Here is a 15,843-nt window from a genome sequence, read left to right on the forward strand (position 1 = left end):
GAACATACTCAGTGGCTAAGTGGGATGAAAAAACTGTAAAATACATTCGGATTAATTATATCAAACCTTTATAGGTTTCATCTTTCTAGAAGTTTGCAAAATAAAGACTACAGATATTAATGCTAATATCGTCCATAATAAGATCATCATAATACCACTGTAGAAATAAGGGTGTATCTCACTTGATAGTTTATAGATTTTATTAAAATCGTACAAAATTGCATAAGAGAACAGTATTTGCCCAAACATTGCTCCAAAAACTATAAATAAGTTATTTATTGAGACTGCTAGAGCTTTATCTTTAGGCTTAGTGTTATATTGGATTATGAAAAAGGCTAATGTAATGCCAGCGCATGAAAGACCAGATAGTATTGTTATAAAAATAATAAAAAAATAGCTAAATAAAATTGGTATTACCATTAATAAATAAACACCAACACCAAGTACAGATAATGCAAATATATATTTTTTTGCTTGCTGTATGGTTTTTGTATATGCACCAATAGCTAGAGTAGATATTAAGAAGCTTATCCAGAAAAATTCAGGGATTGATAGAGCATATTCTTTGGTATAGTTATGCATATGAATGTAGTAGTTTTTTGCCCAGTATCCTGGGAATCCCATCAATATAGCCCATGTAAAGAAAGAATATGACAAAACAGCTATATTTGCTGGTTGTTTAAGTATTTTGAGCATAGATTGTAGAGCATTTTTAGCTGATATTTTTATACTATTTGTAGATGTGTATTCTACTTCTTCAGTTTTCATTACTATAATTAGAGAGTAACAAAATAGAAAAAAGATTATAGAGACTGTGATTAAATGTGAAATATGTAATCCTAGGCTATTTATAGTATATAGATAAATATTATCAGCGATAAAATCTCCCGTAGCGTTTGCTATTTCAGCTAATCCTATTAATAAAGGGATTATAGATTTCTTAAAATATTTAGTAGCAAGAAAGACAGTTAATATATATGAGCTTGAGCAACCAGCTCCAGTTATTATTCTTCCAAAACCAATCAAAAGATGGTTATGAGAATAGCTATATATAGTAGTTCCAATGAAAACTAAAAATATTGAGATAGGAAGAATTTTTCTAAATCCTCTAGAATCTAAGAGAAATCCACAAGGTATTTGTAAGATAGCGTAAGACAAGAAGAATAATGTTACTATTTTTAGGAATAGGTTTTCATTAATATCAATTTGAGGCAATATAAAGTCACTATTGACACAAGGAGCTACTTGCAAAAAGCCTGAAACCATAGTAAACAATAAAGCTATAATGAATATTTGTATCTTTATATTTTTACTCATTTTATTTATCCGTTAATTTATTTATAAATATTATAGATAAAAATGCAAGAAAGTAAAATGAAATATGCTTAAGTGTCTAAGATTTAGTATAAACAATAATTATATTTTAAAATGAATAGTGATGTTCTTACAGAGATATGAGATTAAACTGTTATAAATTGAGAGTTTATTTGTTTAAGTTATCTAAATACTTCTCAGCATCTAAGGCAGCCATACAACCTGTACCAGCAGAAGTTACAGCTTGCTTGTATACATGATCAGCTACATCACCAGCTGCGTATACGCCCTCAATACTTGTTTGAGTTGCATTACCAGTTAGGCCGGATTTGACTTTGATATAACCATTTTCCATATCAAGTTGACCATCAAAAATGCCTGTATTTGGAGTGTGACCAATTGCAATAAACACACCCATAACATCAATTTGAGACTCTTCATTAGTTTTGACATTTTTAACACGTAGAGCATTAACCCCCATATCATCACCAAGAACTTCTTCTAATGTAGTATCCCAAATGATATTTACGTTACCATTTTGTGCTTTTTCCATAAGATTATCGATAAGTATTTTCTCCGATCTAAGTGAGTCTCTACGGTGGATTAGTGTTACAGATTTAGCAATATTTGATAAAAATAGAGCTTCTTCAACAGCTGTATTACCACCACCAACTACAGCAACATCTTTATTTTTATAGAAAAAGCCATCACAAGTAGCACAAGCAGATACACCTTTACCCATGAATTTCTCTTCTGATTCTAGACCTAAGTATTTAGCAGTAGCACCAGTTGAGATAATTAGGGCATCACAAGTATATTCATCTACTTCACCGGTTAACTTAAAAGGTCTAGTTTGTAGATCTACTGAATTGATAGTGTCATGTGTGATTTGTGTATCAAATCTTTCAGCTTGCTTTTGCAGCTTTTCCATTAGATCAGGACCCATGATACCATCTGGTTCACCTGGCCAGTTGTCAACGTCTGTTGTTGTTGTAAGTTGTCCACCTGGTTGCATACCTGTGATTATTACAGGGTTTAAGTTTGCACGAGCTGCGTAGATTGCTGCAGTATATCCAGCAGGACCAGATCCTAAAATTATTAGTTTATGATGATTTGCCATTTTAAAAAGTTCTTCAAAATATGATTATGGCAAAATTATAGCATAGAGCTTGGGTAAGTGAAATTTTGAAGTTAGATCTAACAAAAAAACATTGTCATCCTCGTACTTGATACGAGGATCTCTTAGCTTGTGAATTTATTTCTTTGACAAGATTTTTTATTTCAGCAAAATCATCAATATAAGCAAAGCTATCTAAAGCTTTAAGATCAACACCATTATGATAGCCATAACTTACCATTATAGTTTTTACATTTGCTTCTTTTGCACATAAGAAGTCATTCATAGAGTCCCCAATCATTAGACTTTCTTCTGCTTTGGCATTTAGTTTACTCATAGCAAAAAGTAGCGGCTCTGGGTAAGGTTTATAGCTAGATGTAGTATCTCCTCCAACGATAACTTCAAAATAATCAATTAAGCCTAAATGGGTTAGAGACTGTATAGCATCATCTTCATGCTTATTTGTAACTACAGCCATCTTGATATCTTTGCTTTTTAAAAACTCAAGTGTTTCAGAGACATTAGGGTATACCTGACTATTTATGCTATTCAGAGATTTATATGTTTGGCTTACAATTTTGACACACTCATCAGCGATAGACTCAATATATTGCTTATCATCAAAATCTAGAGATAATACTTTTCTAACAGTTGTCGGATAGCCTTTACCAACAATATTAGCCAAGACATCTTCATCTACTTTATCAAGATCAAAATGTTTACGCATTTCATTTGTAGCAGCTGTAATATCTCCTACAGTATTTACAAGAGTGCCATCTAGATCAAAGAATATATTTTTTATCATGATTTAAAACTTATTAGAAAACTTAGATTACAAGATTATCTTTAAGTGTTATCAAAATCTAGAATAAAATTTATTAATACGTAGCTAGTGATTCTATAATAATTAATCTACTAGATACTTTTATAAACCACTAAGCTTTGCTTTTATCGCAGATACTTCATCAATTTGACTGGTTTTTATCTCTAAAGCAGAGCTAGGGAATGCAGTAGTTCTAGTATCGCGTAAGATCTTCTTAGAAGCAGAACAATGGATGTTTGTAACTTTTGTGACTTCTAATATTTGTCTTACATTTTGAGAGTTGATTCCACCACCTGGCATTATCTGAATTTTGTTGCCAAAACTTTGCTGCAGAGATTTTAGAGTTTCTAATCCAGCTAGCACATTCGTGCCTGCCCCTGAAGTGAGAACTCTATCAAAGCCAAGCTCAATGACTTCTTGAGTACTTGCATGAATGTCATTAACTAGATCTATAGCTCTGTGAAAAGTTAGCTCTTTCTTAGCTTGCTTTGTTAATTTAATAAATGGTGCTAAGAAATCTTTATCAATTTGATTTTGCTTTGTTAGAGCTCCAATAACTATTCCATCTACATCTAGATCAAGCATCATTCTTAGATCATCTAGCATGATTTGTTGATCTATGGAATCATAATAAAAATCTCCGGCACGATGACGAATCATGACTTGTAGAGAGCCTTTAAAGTTAGCTTTAGCAAATTTTATTAGGCTAGGTGAGGGTGTCAGTCCTTCAACACCTAATGCTGAGCATAATTCAAGCCTGTCTGCACTAGCTTCTTGAGCATTTAGGATTGATTGATAGTTATCTACGCAGATTTCTAGAATTGTCATTTATTAAAAAATAGCATTATAAATTTATTGTTATATTATAGCTCAATACAGTTAATAAACTAGTTATTGTGGGGTCTTGCGATAGTACATGATCAAAATTGCACATTGATGTTTATTATTGTCTATACATAAAATTTATATTCTGTCTTACAATTTTTTTTAGTTTCAAAAGGTCAAAGTTATAAAAACATTAAGTTTAAAAATTTTGCTGTAAATTTAATAAAATAAGGGGTAGTAATAATGAAAAAATATTTTGTATAATTTTCTTAAGTGTAGTTTTTTCTAATTTGTATGCTTTTAATGTAAAAGCTAATAACGGAGATTATGATAGTAAGTATAAGGAATACCGTAAGCATATGAAAGTTTGGTATATGACAGTAAATTAGTCCCTAAAATAGTCTAAGTAAATACTTTCATCTATAGATAAAAACATATATCGAACGTCTTTTGAAATCATTTTATAGTTAATCTGAATGACTTATGTAAAATAAAACCTGTCATTCCGGATACTGAATCAAGTTCAGCACAGGCTTTGATCCGGAATCTCCTAGCCAAAGTGAAGAGATCCTGAATCAAGTTCAGGATGACTGCATAAGATTACACAATACATTCGGATTGACTATAATCATCCTCTCAGCAACCGATTGTAGAATGGCATATTTCCTTAGGATTAACTATAAAAGTAGTAGGCTATAGTTTAATTGTAAGATAAATTCAACATGACATTATTCTCATAGTTTAGCTATAATGATTCTAAGAAAATTAATTTTATAGAGTTTTTTATGAGTCAATTATTTATAGTTTATCTCGGTGGCAGTGCGCCAAAGGGAAATATCGAGTTACATGATGTACAGTTTGTAATTGGTAATACTATCGAAGATACTTACGAACAGCTTAGACAAAACTGGTTTGGCACAGTCAAAGGCTTACACTTAGACAGCTATAAGGCTATTAAAGGAGCAGATGGCTATAAGATATCTATACAAGATAAACCTCAAAACTTTGATAAAAAGTTATATTTTGTCAACCTTGGTGGTTATGATGAATCTAAGCTAAATGAGCTGCATGAGTTTGCATTATTTGTTGCTGCGGATAAGGTAGAGGCAAAAGAAAAAGCTAAGAAAAGTTTGCTAAAAAACTCATTACATCAGCACAAAGATAATCTTATGGAAGTTGATGATTGTTTAGAGCTTAGCTCTATAGGTGGTAAGTATATCCATTTAAATCTAAGTGATGAAAAGTATAATTTAAAACCTGATTGGTTTGGGTATAGGGTGATTGGGTAGATAATATTTTAGATAGATATTTAAAAATTATAGTTATTAGACTAGAAATCTTATAAATAGAATAATAGTATTGTATTATTTATTTCTAGTGTATTTTTATGCCTTATTTAGATTATATTGATGATGACATTCTGATAAGCCTTGTTAAAGATGTTTTGGATATTGGACGATCGAGAAAAGAAACTGTGGAAAAGAATTTTAATAAGAATGTTATTGATCCCTTTGCTTCATTATTTGACGCGGCAGTTTCAGAAGTCAATCATGAAACTTGGAAAAATTCAGAGAAAGTGCGTCAATGTCAAAAAACACTCACGAATCATATAGGAAACTTGCATCAGAAAATATTAGGTAATGTGGATGGTTGGGCAGATTTAGGCACTGGAGGAGTTATTGATCTTGTTTGTCATGATAGAAAAATAATTGCGGAAGTGAAAAATAAGTTTAATACAGTAACAGGTAGTAAATTAGCAGATCAGTATCGCTCATTGGAAAAGCTAATCACTCCCAAAGCAAGCCAATACAAAAATTACAAAGCTTATTTTGTAAATATAATTCCAAAAAAACCAGAAAGATATGATACATACTTTGAACCGTCTGATAATAATAGTGGAATAAGATGTCCTCAGAATGAAAATATAAGATTAATTGACGGAGCTAGTTTTTATACTCTTGTAACAGGAAAGAAATTTGCTTTGCAAGAGTTTTATTGTGTTTTACCTTGTGTTATTGAGGATATTTTTAGAACGGATTATGGAGTTAAAAATTTTACGATACAGGATAAAGATATTTTTAGCAAATACTTTTTTGACGCATATTTTTCTAGTAACCATGACCAATGTTTGACAATATAAAAAGATATCTATATATTAATAACCATGACTAACCTTTTGTATTAGGTTGATAGTATAATGGTTGAAGAATATTATTCAATTGCACAGGTTGCGGACATACTTGGGGTTTCTAAAGAAACTTTAAGGCGTTGGGATAACAATGGGAAACTGATTCCTGAAAGACATCATAATAATAATTATAGAGTTTATCATCGGTCTCAAATAGAGGGTTTTGAACAAGGGCAAATTTTTTTTAATGATAATTGGAATAAAGAAAACAAAATAGTGCCAAAAAAGAAATATAAATTAATAGAGCTTTTTGCAGGAGCTGGAGGCCTTGCTTTAGGTTTTGAAAAATCAGGTTTTGATTCTGTACTTTTAAATGAAATCGATAAACATGCCTGTAATACTTTAAAAAAGAATAGACCTAATTGGAATGTTATTCAAAGTGATATATGTAACATTGATTTTACAAAATATAGAAATGAGGTCGATATTATTTCAGGAGGATTTCCATGTCAGGCATTTTCATATGCTGGAAAAAAATTAGGCTTCGAAGATGTCAGAGGTACTTTGTTTTTTGAATTTGCAAGAGCTGTAAAAGAAGTTAATCCCAAAGTAATAGTAGCAGAGAATGTGCGAGGGCTTCTAAAACATGATAATGGTAAAACCTTAGCATCAATTTCTAATATTATTGATGAAATTGGTTATAAGTTAGTTAATCCAAGAGTTTTGAAAGCTATCTTTTATAGAGTTCCTCAAAAAAGAGAAAGGTTATTTTTTATAGCGATTAGAAAAGATATTGCTTCAAAAGTTAATTTTAAATGGCCATCTCCATATCCTAAAATCATGACGATGAGAGATGCATTAAAAAAAGGAGCATTGTTTGACAAAGATGTTCCTGACTCTTTAGGTCAAAAATACCCTTTAGTTAAAGAAAAAATTTTATCTCAAGTACCTCAGGGAGGGTATTGGAAGGATTTGCCTGATCATTTACAACGTGAATATATGAAGAAGAGTTATTTCCTTGGAGGAGGTAAAACTGGTATGGCAAGAAGATTATCTTGGAGTGAGCCAAGTTTAACTCTTACATGTGCGCCAGCACAAAAGCAAACGGAAAGATGTCATCCTGAAGAAACTCGACCATTGACAATAAGAGAATATGCTAGAATTCAAACTTTTCCTGATGATTGGATGTTTACAGGTCCAATTACTGCTCAATATAAACAAATAGGAAATGCTGTTCCTGTAAATTTGGCACATGCTATAGGAAGATCATTAATCGCATTATTAAATGATATAGAAGACATATAAAATTACAGAATTAGCCTAGCTTGTTTCTTAATAGGCTCAAGCATATTATCAGTCCAAACCCAGTAATAAACTGGTTCGCTACCTTTAAAACTAGCTACATAGTGATTATCTTGGTTATCAATAGCATGAATAGTTAATTCATCTAAATATCCAGTTTTTAGATGACGCAAGTCTTTAGCTGCTTCTAATACAGCGTCTTTTACAGACATTCCCATTTTCATATATAAAACTACAGATCTAGCAGTGCTACAGCGAATAGCCATCTCACCAGTGTGAGTACAAGCACAAGCACCATATCTAGAGTCAGCATATGACCCAGCACCGATAATTGGACTATCTCCTAATCTACCAGGATAGCGCCAAGCCCAACCAGAAGTACTTGTTGCTGATGATATAGTATTGTTGTGGTCTTTTGATAAATATACAGTAGTATCAAAGACTTTCTCAGGGTCTATAGCAAACTTACTTAGCTCAATTAATGGGATATTTGGAAAGTTAGCTTTTTGTTTAGCTGTTAAATGTTTATCCAAATGTTCTTGCCATACTTTTTTGATTTCAGGTAGCAGATTATCAATTTTTGTAGCATTGATTTCATTAGCAAATTTATTGGCACCTTCACCAACTAATATCTCATGATGTAATCTTTGCATAACTTCATAAGCAACTTCAACAGCATTAGCATAACCCTTGAGAGCACCAATAGAGCCTGTACGTAGATCATCACCATCCATTACAGAAGCATCTAGAGTTACATTACCTAAGATATCAGGCCAAGATCCTCTACCAACTGTTTTGATTGTTGTATCATTCTCTACAAGTTTAATACCTTCAATTATAGATCTAAGACCATTTTCTTTATTTTGGAGTCGTTTAAAAGCTTCAGGTACGCCACTACGACCTTCATCATTCGCAATTAGAATCATTTTTATACCCTAAGTTTAGTAAGTTTCTTTAATATTGGAGTTAATGCAAACAATATAACAGCCATAATAATTGCTGCAATAAAAAGTTTAAAGTATCCAGATGCAAAACTGCTAGCAGGTGTATTTTTTGTAACAGCAATATGTGAGCTTATTACGCCACCAAAAAACCCTGCATAAGCGCTAATTGTCCACCATACTCCCATCATTGTTGACTTTAGATGCTCTGGAGCTAGTCGAGTAACAAGTGCTAAACCAACAGGTGAGATACAGAGTTCACCAAATACTAGCATTAAGTAGCATAGCAATAGCCATATCACATTAGCATGTCCAGTCTGAGCGGCTATTGATCCAGCTGTGCTTAAAAAGAAAAAACATAACGCTAGAAAGACTAAACTAAAAACAAACTTTAATTCATCAGATGGTTCTTTTTTATACTGACCTAACTTTTGCCATAGAACACCAAAGAAAGGATTGATAATTACCAATAATGTTAGTTGAGTTGCCATAAGTGTAGTAACAGGCATATCAAAACCTAAAATATGTAGATCAATATTACTCTTTATAAATAAAGGTATACTGATAGAGGTTTGATTACTTAGTGACCAGTAAAATAGCATAAATATTGAAAGTATCAATAAGATCGCGATGTTAGTTTTTTGAGCTTTTCCAAGTGATTTCCATAGAGAGATTAGATAAACTAATAAAACTATTCCTGATAGTGAAATTATCACCATTGATTCTGTTGGATGAGCTATCAGATAAGCAAAAACACATGCTGAAATTATTACAAATAATATTATGGTATACCAAACATTTAAGCCTAAGAATAAATTCTTTTTCATAATTTCAAAGTTAGGCTCATCACAGCTTTTAGGGAAATGCTTTTTACCAAGTTCAAAACATATTAATCCAAGTCCCATACCAAAAGCAGCTAAACTAAAACCATAATGCCAGCCAATTTTTTCACCAACAAAACCAACAACAAAGGTTGCTATTACAGATCCAATATTTATACCCGTGTAAAAATAAGCAAAACCACTATTACGTAGAGCCTCTCTATCATCATAGAGTCTACCAACCATTGTTGAAACATTAGATTTGAAAAAACCAGTTCCAGCGGATATGCATCCTAAACCTAAAAATAAAGCTATATCACTAGATCCTGACAGTGCCATAATTATATGCCCAGATATAATCGAGATACCGCCTATTAGTACACAGCGTCTATAGCCTATTATTCTATCGGCTAATATGCCGCCAACAGCTGTGGTAATATAAAGAAAAGTTACATAACTACCAAATATCAAAGCAGCATTAGCTTCTGTGAAGTTTAATCTTTGAGTCATATATAGGATTAAAATTGCTGATAATCCATAGAAACTAAAGCGTTCCCACATTTCTGCGAAAAATAAAAATTTGAGTCCTTTAGGATGTTTTAGAGATTCCATTTTATGATTTAAAATAAAAAACAGTAAAATTCATTCTATCCAAACTTTTTTTGTAAGTCATTATTAATTTAGCATTTGAGGTCTGTAAATTTAAGGCATATAATCAATCAAATATCTATATAAATTATTTGGATTTGAATGTATGAGTGTTAAAGGATCATGCTTGTGTGATAATGTGAATTTTGAAATTGAAGGTGACTTTGAGAGCTTTTTCTTATGTCATTGCTCTTATTGTCGTAAAGACACTGGATCAGCCCATGGAGCTAATCTTTTCTCAAAAAATGCAAAATTAAAATGGAACTCTGGTCAGGAGTTAGTTAAAAACTTTAAGCTACCAGCAACTAGACATACAAAGAGTTTTTGTAGTGAATGTGGCTCTGCGATGCCTATTGAAGTGCCTGAATTAGGTTTAGTTGTTGTCCCGGCTGGAAGCTTAGATGATGAGATATCAATTAAGCCAACAGCACATATTTTTACAGCAAGTAAGGCTAATTGGGAAAATGATTTAGATAAAGTGCATAGCTTTGAGGCTTTTCCTCAAGCTTAGTGAAACTAATATTCTTTACCATCCATTAGTTTTTCAATACCGACAAAAGCTACGTTAAATATTACAGGGCCTAAGAATATTCCAATAAAACCAAAGGCTTGGATTCCTCCCATAATACCAATTAACGAAGCTACAAAGCTAAGCTTAACTTGTTTATTAATAATTTTTGGTTGCATAATATTGTCTGTAAAAATATTAAGTGCAAAACCAACTATCAAAATAGCAATAGCTTTTGTAGCGCCATATATTACAAATACTGCTCCTGCCAAAAGTATATAAACAATACCAACCATAAATGGAACCATTGAAGCTATAGCAGAGATAAAGGCAAAAAGTATTGGACTTGGTATAGATAAGATTGAGAATGTAATTCCCATAGTTACACCAACAAGCATAGCTGTTAAGAATATTGCTAAACTAACTCTGCGTGTTGTTATAATCGCAGTTGAAATAAAACTATCACTATCATGAAAGTCTTTTAAGACAACTTTTTTAAAGAATTTTTCTACAGTTGAACCACTTACTAAGAATTGATATACCAGTAATATCGTTATTAAAAAATCTGTTAGTAAGCTAATTGAAGTAGCACCTATATATCTAATAGCAGGTAAAACCTGGCCAAGGTTAGAAATAATCTTTTCTTTATCATGTTTAATTGCAGTTATTAGTTTATCAAAATGCTGCTGTAGATATTCGCCAATATATGGGATCTTTGCTATAGAATTACTAAGCTGCGCAAACGTTTGCGATAAGGATTCAGAGTTTTGTAAATATGAAATAACCTCAGTAATAGCGTATGAGATTACAATTAGCATAGGAATGAAAATGCATAATAAAATCCCCATAGCTATAAGAAAGCTACTTTTATGTCTACCTATATGTTTTTCTAGATTTACTTGTAGAGGAGCAAGTATTATAGCCAAAAGGGCAGCAAATAGAATTGGATAAATAAAAGGGTAGAGTACCCATATAATTAATGCTCCAATTAGACAAGTAATACTTAATTTTTTAATTATTGAATATGAATTCATTTTTTATGCAATAATACAATTTTTATATTTTATAAGAATAACAGTATAATAGGGCTTGTTAAACTATTAATAGCTCAATTACCATTTTTCTTGGTTACCTTGAGCATTGAGAAATTTACCTGAGTCTTTAGACGTAAGCGAGCTAATAAGCTTAGTCATAGCTGTGATACTATCTTTTACTTCTAAAGAGGCATTTTCACCTCCCATATAGGTTTTAACCCAACCAGGACGTAGGCTTATTGTTACTATTTCTGGGTATTCGGCAGCAAAAGTTTTTGTCAACATATTTAAAGCTGCTTTAGATATACGATATGAATAGCCAAATCCAACCTTTGTTTGTTCTATCGAGCCTGCTTGACTAGCCATGTTGATAACTATTGGATTATCAGATTTTAGTAGATTATCCTTAAAGTTATGAATAAGGTAGAATGCTCCTAAACAATTAGTTTGAAAAGCATCATTTATCCAGCTAGGGTCTGTATTTGATATACTTATTCTCTTATGATGCTCTGGATAAACTCCTGCATTATTGATTAAGATATCGAGAGTTTTATCTTTATATTTTTGGAATAATTGTTGTTGCTCATCTGAACTAGTAACATCAAGCTTTTCTATAGTAAGATTTGTATATTTGGCAGCAAGTTTATTCAAATTGTCAGCTTTAGCTGGGTTACGGCAGGTTGCAATGACGTTAAAACTATTTAAGACTGTTGATTTAATCTGCCAATAAATTTATGAATTTTGTAAAATATAGCTATAACAGTAGATATTTATATTTTAACAGTTATGGATTTTTTCTTTTTAGGATTAGAAGAATCATTAGGTAGTGATAATAAGTTTGTAAAGCTAAACAAGTTAGTTACCTTTGAAAAGTTTAGGAAAACACTTAAAGGTATCTATACTCAAGATATGACAAGGCAAGGTAGACCCGCCTATGATAGTATAATGATGTTTAAACTTTTGTTACTAGGGCAGTGGTATAGTCTAAGCGATAGAGAATTAGCATCTAGTTTAAGGCTAAGAATTGATTTCATGTATTTCACAGGTTTTACGCCAACGTCTAACTTACCTGATTATAGTACTATTAATAAGTTCAGAAACTTATTAATAGAAAAGAAAAAATATAAAAGGCTACTTAAAGAATTTAACAAACAGCTAGAAGCATTAGGCTTATCGATAAATAATGCCAAAGGTGCAATTATAGATGCTACCTTAGTTGAATCTGCAGGCAGACCTAATAAGCATATGGATAATCCAGTAGAAGATAGAAAAGAAGACAAAACCTCTATTCCTGATATTTCATATGGTAAAGATGTAGATGCAAGATGGATTAAGAAAGGTAATAAGAGTCATTATGGCTATAAAGTTTTTGCTAGTGTAGATGATAAGTATGGTTTCATACAAACAATACATACAGAGTCAGCAGAAGTCTATGAGGCTCATAGATTAGAAACAATGTTAGAAGATATTAACTGTAAACAGTTATTAGCAGATAAGGCATATGATACTGCTGCTAATAGAGAATTACTAAAAGCTAACAAAATTAATAATCGTGTACTTAAAAAAGCAGTTAGAAATAAACCACTAACTAAGAGACAAAAATTACGAAACATTCTTATATCTAAAGTTAGATATAAGGTTGAACAATGCTTTGGCACGATGAAAAGAAAGTTTAACTTTACTAGAGCTAGTTACTTCTCTACAGTAAAAGTAAGTGCACAAGCTTTGTTAAAAGCTATATGTTTTAACGCATTAAAAGCTGTCAATTTAATGGCTTAACTAGGATAGGTGTATTCATATCGGTACAAAATGCCGATATGAAACACAAAATAAGGATTTTAAAGTCAGATTTCTCTAAAAATACTCAAGATTAAGAGACATGAAAAAGGTCTTAGATTAACTCAACAGCCTTTCATAGCTCCACCAACGACTCCTCCCAGCAAACCTACAGGTATCATCAAAATAGTTCCTACACCTATACCAACTACTGAGATAGGGCTCATAAGAGTAGTTGATATTGTATTGCAGTCTTTTTTTTGCTTATGACTTTTGTTTTTTAATATTTTTGGTACTGGGTGATTTATATTTTTATTTTCTGACAAACAATATCCTATATTGGTAGTTAGGAGTAGTGTTGTAAGACTAAAAAATAAGATTACCTTTTTAATCATAATTCACTAATTAATAACTTTATATTAAGTTATATTATCATTTTAAATTAGATTTTTGAAAATTATGAAATTGAAATATAAATAAAAGAAAAAATTATTTAGAAAATAAAAAATTACCAACCAGTAACTTCTTTAAGCTTAGAACCTAACTCTGCAGGTGATCTAGTATAAGCAATACCAGCAGCTTCAAATGCAGCGAATTTTTCATCAGCTGTACCTTTACCACCAGAAATGATCGCGCCAGCATGACCCATACGCTTTCCTGGAGGAGCTGTAACACCAGCAATATACCCGATAACTGGCTTAGTTACATTATCTTTAATGTATTCAGCAGCTTCTTCTTCAGCTGTACCACCAATCTCACCGATTAGGATTATAGCTTCTGTTTGAGGGTCGTTTTCTAGAAGTTTTAAAGCTTCGATTTGGTTCATACCAGGGATTGGGTCGCCACCTATACCGATACAAGTAGATTGACCAAAACCTAACTTAGTAGTTTGAGCAACTGCTTCATAAGTCAAAGTACCAGAACGAGAGATGATACCAACTCTACCAGGTTGGTGAATATGACCAGGCATAATACCAATTTTACATTCACCTGGAGTGATAACGCCAGGACAGTTAGGACCAACTACTTGTACATCTTTACCTTTTAAGTATTCTTTAACTACTAGCATATCTAGAGTTGGAACACCTTCAGTAATGATTACAACTAGTTTAACACCAGCATCAATCGCTTCGATTGCTGAATCTTTTACAAATGGAGCTGGTACATAGATTACAGATGCATCAGCACCAGTAGCTTTTACAGCTTCTTCCATTGTATTGAAAACTGGTCTATCTAGGTGAGTCTGACCACCTTTACCAGGAGTTACACCACCTACGATGTTTGTACCATAAGCAATAGCTTGCTCTGAGTGGAAAGTACCGTTTTTACCAGTAAAACCTTGTACTAGAACTTTTGTATTTTTATCAATTAATACGCTCATTATTTAATATCCTTTTAACTGTTTTAATTTATTAACCTAGTGATTTCACAACTTTATCAGCAGCATCAGCTAAACCATCAGCAGGGATAAGTTTTAAACCTGAATCAGATAGGATCTTAGCACCTTTTTCTGCATTGTTACCTTCTAGACGAACAACTACTGGTACAGTTACATTTACTTCTTTAACAGCTTCGATAATTGCTTCAGCGATCATATCACAACGAACGATACCACCGAAGATGTTAATTAAAACAGCTTTTACATTCTCATCATCTAGGATTAGTTTGAAAGCTTCGATTACTCTTTCTTTAGTAGCTCCACCACCAACATCTAGGAAGTTAGCTGGCTTACCACCGTATAATTGGATGATATCCATAGTAGCCATCGCTAGACCAGCACCGTTTACCATACAACCGATGTTACCTTCAAGAGCTACATAGTTTAGCTCATGCTCAGAAGCTTTAAGTTCTTTAGCATTTTCTTGAGATTTATCTCTTAGAGCTAACAGCTTAGGGTGTCTATAAAGAGCGTTTGAATCAAGGTTAATTTTACCATCAACACAAACGATATCACCGTTTTCTCTTACAGCAAGAGGGTTGATCTCAAATAATGCAAAATCACATTCTACAAATGCCTTGTAAGCACCTAGCATAGTTTTAACGAAATCGTTGATTTGCTTGCCTTTTAGACCAAGTTTGAAAGCTACTTCACGAGCTTGGAATGGTTGAAGACCAACTAATGGATCAACTTCCACTTTAAGGATTTTTTCTGGAGTGTTATGAGCTACTTCTTCAATATCTACACCACCTTCAGTTGATGCCATGAAAGTAACTTTACGGCTTGATCTGTCAACTACAGCACCTAAGTATAATTCATTAGTTACAGGGTATACATCTTCAAATATACCAACAGCATTTACAGGTTGGCCTTCTGCGTCTGTTTGGAATGTAACAAGATTTGTTCCGATAAGACTTTCTGCTACCTCACGAGCTTCTTGAGATGATTTAACAACTTTTACACCACCAGCTTTACCACGACCACCAGCATGTACCTGAGCTTTGACAACTGCAAATTTGCTACCCATTTGGTCAAATGCTTGAGCAGCTTCATTTGGATTATGAGCTACGATACCTTTTTGAACTTTTAGACCATAACTTTCTAAAAGATCCTTAGCTTGATATTCATGTAAGTTCATCGATTTTCTTCCTTATTTGATCGTTTGACG

General features: G+C 32.4%; 15 protein-coding genes and 1 pseudogene. 5 read left to right on the plus strand and 11 right to left on the minus strand.

Going from position 1 to position 15,843, the window contains the following annotated elements:
- Window positions 1-60: 60 nt before the first annotated feature.
- From F7310_RS03085 to F7310_RS03100, 4 genes are all read right to left on the minus strand, one after another.
- Complete coding sequence (locus F7310_RS03085; RefSeq protein WP_072711684.1) at window positions 61-1,317, minus strand: MFS transporter; 1,257 nt, start codon at window positions 1,315-1,317, stop codon at window positions 61-63.
- A 166-nt stretch (window positions 1,318-1,483) separates the two neighbouring features.
- Window positions 1,484-2,434 carry a thioredoxin-disulfide reductase gene (gene trxB, locus F7310_RS03090; RefSeq protein ID WP_072711686.1) on the minus strand — a complete coding sequence of 317 codons (951 nt, stop codon included), beginning with the start codon at window positions 2,432-2,434 and terminating at the stop codon, window positions 1,484-1,486.
- 94 nt (window positions 2,435-2,528) lie between these two features.
- Complete coding sequence (locus F7310_RS03095; protein WP_072711688.1) at window positions 2,529-3,236, minus strand: HAD-IA family hydrolase; 708 nt, start codon at window positions 3,234-3,236, stop codon at window positions 2,529-2,531.
- A gap of 120 nt (window positions 3,237-3,356) precedes the next feature.
- Window positions 3,357-4,082, minus strand: a complete 726-nt coding sequence (locus tag F7310_RS03100; protein WP_072711690.1) for a copper homeostasis protein CutC — start codon at window positions 4,080-4,082, stop codon at window positions 3,357-3,359.
- A gap of 782 nt (window positions 4,083-4,864) precedes the next feature.
- Here F7310_RS03100 and F7310_RS03105 point away from each other — a divergent pair.
- The 3 genes from F7310_RS03105 (at window position 4,865) to dcm (ending at window position 7,512) form a co-directional block, all read left to right on the plus strand.
- Entirely contained in the window at window positions 4,865-5,368 is a 504-nt protein-coding gene (locus F7310_RS03105) for a DUF1543 domain-containing protein (RefSeq protein WP_072711691.1), read from the plus strand.
- Between the two features lie 98 nt (window positions 5,369-5,466).
- Window positions 5,467-6,219, plus strand: a complete 753-nt coding sequence (locus tag F7310_RS03110; protein WP_072711693.1) for an Eco47II family restriction endonuclease — start codon at window positions 5,467-5,469, stop codon at window positions 6,217-6,219.
- 57 nt (window positions 6,220-6,276) lie between these two features.
- The gene (gene dcm, locus F7310_RS03115) at window positions 6,277-7,512 is read left to right on the plus strand and encodes a DNA (cytosine-5-)-methyltransferase (RefSeq protein WP_072711694.1); all 1,236 of its coding nucleotides are present in this window, start codon (window positions 6,277-6,279) and stop codon (window positions 7,510-7,512) included.
- 2 nt (window positions 7,513-7,514) lie between these two features.
- Here the strand turns inward: dcm and F7310_RS03120 are convergent, their stop codons facing one another.
- Window positions 7,515-8,435 carry a glycosylasparaginase gene (locus F7310_RS03120; protein ID WP_072711696.1) on the minus strand — a complete coding sequence of 307 codons (921 nt, stop codon included), beginning with the start codon at window positions 8,433-8,435 and terminating at the stop codon, window positions 7,515-7,517.
- 2 nt (window positions 8,436-8,437) lie between these two features.
- Entirely contained in the window at window positions 8,438-9,883 is a 1,446-nt protein-coding gene (locus F7310_RS03125) for a peptide MFS transporter (RefSeq protein WP_072711697.1), read from the minus strand.
- A 142-nt stretch (window positions 9,884-10,025) separates the two neighbouring features.
- On the opposite strand from F7310_RS03125, the gene F7310_RS03130 reads away from it, so the two are divergent.
- The gene (locus tag F7310_RS03130) at window positions 10,026-10,430 is read left to right on the plus strand and encodes a GFA family protein (RefSeq protein WP_072711699.1); all 405 of its coding nucleotides are present in this window, start codon (window positions 10,026-10,028) and stop codon (window positions 10,428-10,430) included.
- 5 nt (window positions 10,431-10,435) lie between these two features.
- Here the strand turns inward: F7310_RS03130 and F7310_RS03135 are convergent, their stop codons facing one another.
- Entirely contained in the window at window positions 10,436-11,461 is a 1,026-nt protein-coding gene (locus tag F7310_RS03135; protein WP_072711700.1) for an AI-2E family transporter, read from the minus strand.
- 78 nt (window positions 11,462-11,539) lie between these two features.
- On the minus strand, window positions 11,540-12,193 hold the full coding sequence (locus tag F7310_RS03140) for an SDR family oxidoreductase (protein WP_072711702.1): 654 nt from the start codon (window positions 12,191-12,193) through the stop codon (window positions 11,540-11,542).
- Between the two features lie 54 nt (window positions 12,194-12,247).
- On the opposite strand from F7310_RS03140, the gene F7310_RS03145 reads away from it, so the two are divergent.
- Window positions 12,248-13,240 carry an IS5 family transposase gene (locus F7310_RS03145; RefSeq protein ID WP_072711704.1) on the plus strand — a complete coding sequence of 331 codons (993 nt, stop codon included), beginning with the start codon at window positions 12,248-12,250 and terminating at the stop codon, window positions 13,238-13,240.
- Between the two features lie 134 nt (window positions 13,241-13,374).
- On the opposite strand, the pseudogene F7310_RS03150 reads toward F7310_RS03145, so the two are convergent.
- The 3 genes and pseudogenes from F7310_RS03150 to sucC all read right to left on the minus strand — a co-directional run.
- Window positions 13,375-13,632 (minus strand): annotated as a pseudogene (locus tag F7310_RS03150) (hypothetical protein); the annotation flags it as partial.
- A 113-nt stretch (window positions 13,633-13,745) separates the two neighbouring features.
- Window positions 13,746-14,618 carry a succinate--CoA ligase subunit alpha gene (sucD, locus tag F7310_RS03155; RefSeq protein ID WP_072711706.1) on the minus strand — a complete coding sequence of 291 codons (873 nt, stop codon included), beginning with the start codon at window positions 14,616-14,618 and terminating at the stop codon, window positions 13,746-13,748.
- Window positions 14,619-14,649: 31 nt separating this feature from the next.
- Window positions 14,650-15,813 carry an ADP-forming succinate--CoA ligase subunit beta gene (gene sucC, locus F7310_RS03160; protein ID WP_072711708.1) on the minus strand — a complete coding sequence of 388 codons (1,164 nt, stop codon included), beginning with the start codon at window positions 15,811-15,813 and terminating at the stop codon, window positions 14,650-14,652.
- Between the last annotated feature and the right edge of the window lie 30 nt (window positions 15,814-15,843).

Source organism: Francisella uliginis (assembly GCF_001895265.1).
In the GTDB taxonomy this organism is placed as follows: domain Bacteria; phylum Pseudomonadota; class Gammaproteobacteria; order Francisellales; family Francisellaceae; genus Francisella; species Francisella uliginis.

Bases quoted from the DNA above. Each gene is read 5' to 3' on its own strand.
- trxB (WP_072711686.1), bottom strand. From the start codon at position 2,434: ATGGCAAATCATCATAAACTAATAATTTTAGGATCTGGTCCTGCTGGA.
- F7310_RS03135 (WP_072711700.1), bottom strand. From the start codon at position 11,461: ATGAATTCATATTCAATAATTAAAAAATTAAGTATTACTTGTCTAATT.
- F7310_RS03110 (WP_072711693.1), top strand. From the start codon at position 5,467: ATGCCTTATTTAGATTATATTGATGATGACATTCTGATAAGCCTTGTT.
- F7310_RS03095 (WP_072711688.1), bottom strand. From the start codon at position 3,236: ATGATAAAAAATATATTCTTTGATCTAGATGGCACTCTTGTAAATACT.
- dcm (WP_072711694.1), top strand. From the start codon at position 6,277: ATGGTTGAAGAATATTATTCAATTGCACAGGTTGCGGACATACTTGGG.
- F7310_RS03105 (WP_072711691.1), top strand. From the start codon at position 4,865: ATGAGTCAATTATTTATAGTTTATCTCGGTGGCAGTGCGCCAAAGGGA.
- sucD (WP_072711706.1), bottom strand. From the start codon at position 14,618: ATGAGCGTATTAATTGATAAAAATACAAAAGTTCTAGTACAAGGTTTT.
- F7310_RS03145 (WP_072711704.1), top strand. From the start codon at position 12,248: ATGGATTTTTTCTTTTTAGGATTAGAAGAATCATTAGGTAGTGATAAT.
- sucC (WP_072711708.1), bottom strand. From the start codon at position 15,813: ATGAACTTACATGAATATCAAGCTAAGGATCTTTTAGAAAGTTATGGT.
- F7310_RS03085 (WP_072711684.1), bottom strand. From the start codon at position 1,317: ATGAGTAAAAATATAAAGATACAAATATTCATTATAGCTTTATTGTTT.
- F7310_RS03125 (WP_072711697.1), bottom strand. From the start codon at position 9,883: ATGGAATCTCTAAAACATCCTAAAGGACTCAAATTTTTATTTTTCGCA.
- F7310_RS03120 (WP_072711696.1), bottom strand. From the start codon at position 8,435: ATGATTCTAATTGCGAATGATGAAGGTCGTAGTGGCGTACCTGAAGCT.
- F7310_RS03130 (WP_072711699.1), top strand. From the start codon at position 10,026: ATGAGTGTTAAAGGATCATGCTTGTGTGATAATGTGAATTTTGAAATT.
- F7310_RS03100 (WP_072711690.1), bottom strand. From the start codon at position 4,082: ATGACAATTCTAGAAATCTGCGTAGATAACTATCAATCAATCCTAAAT.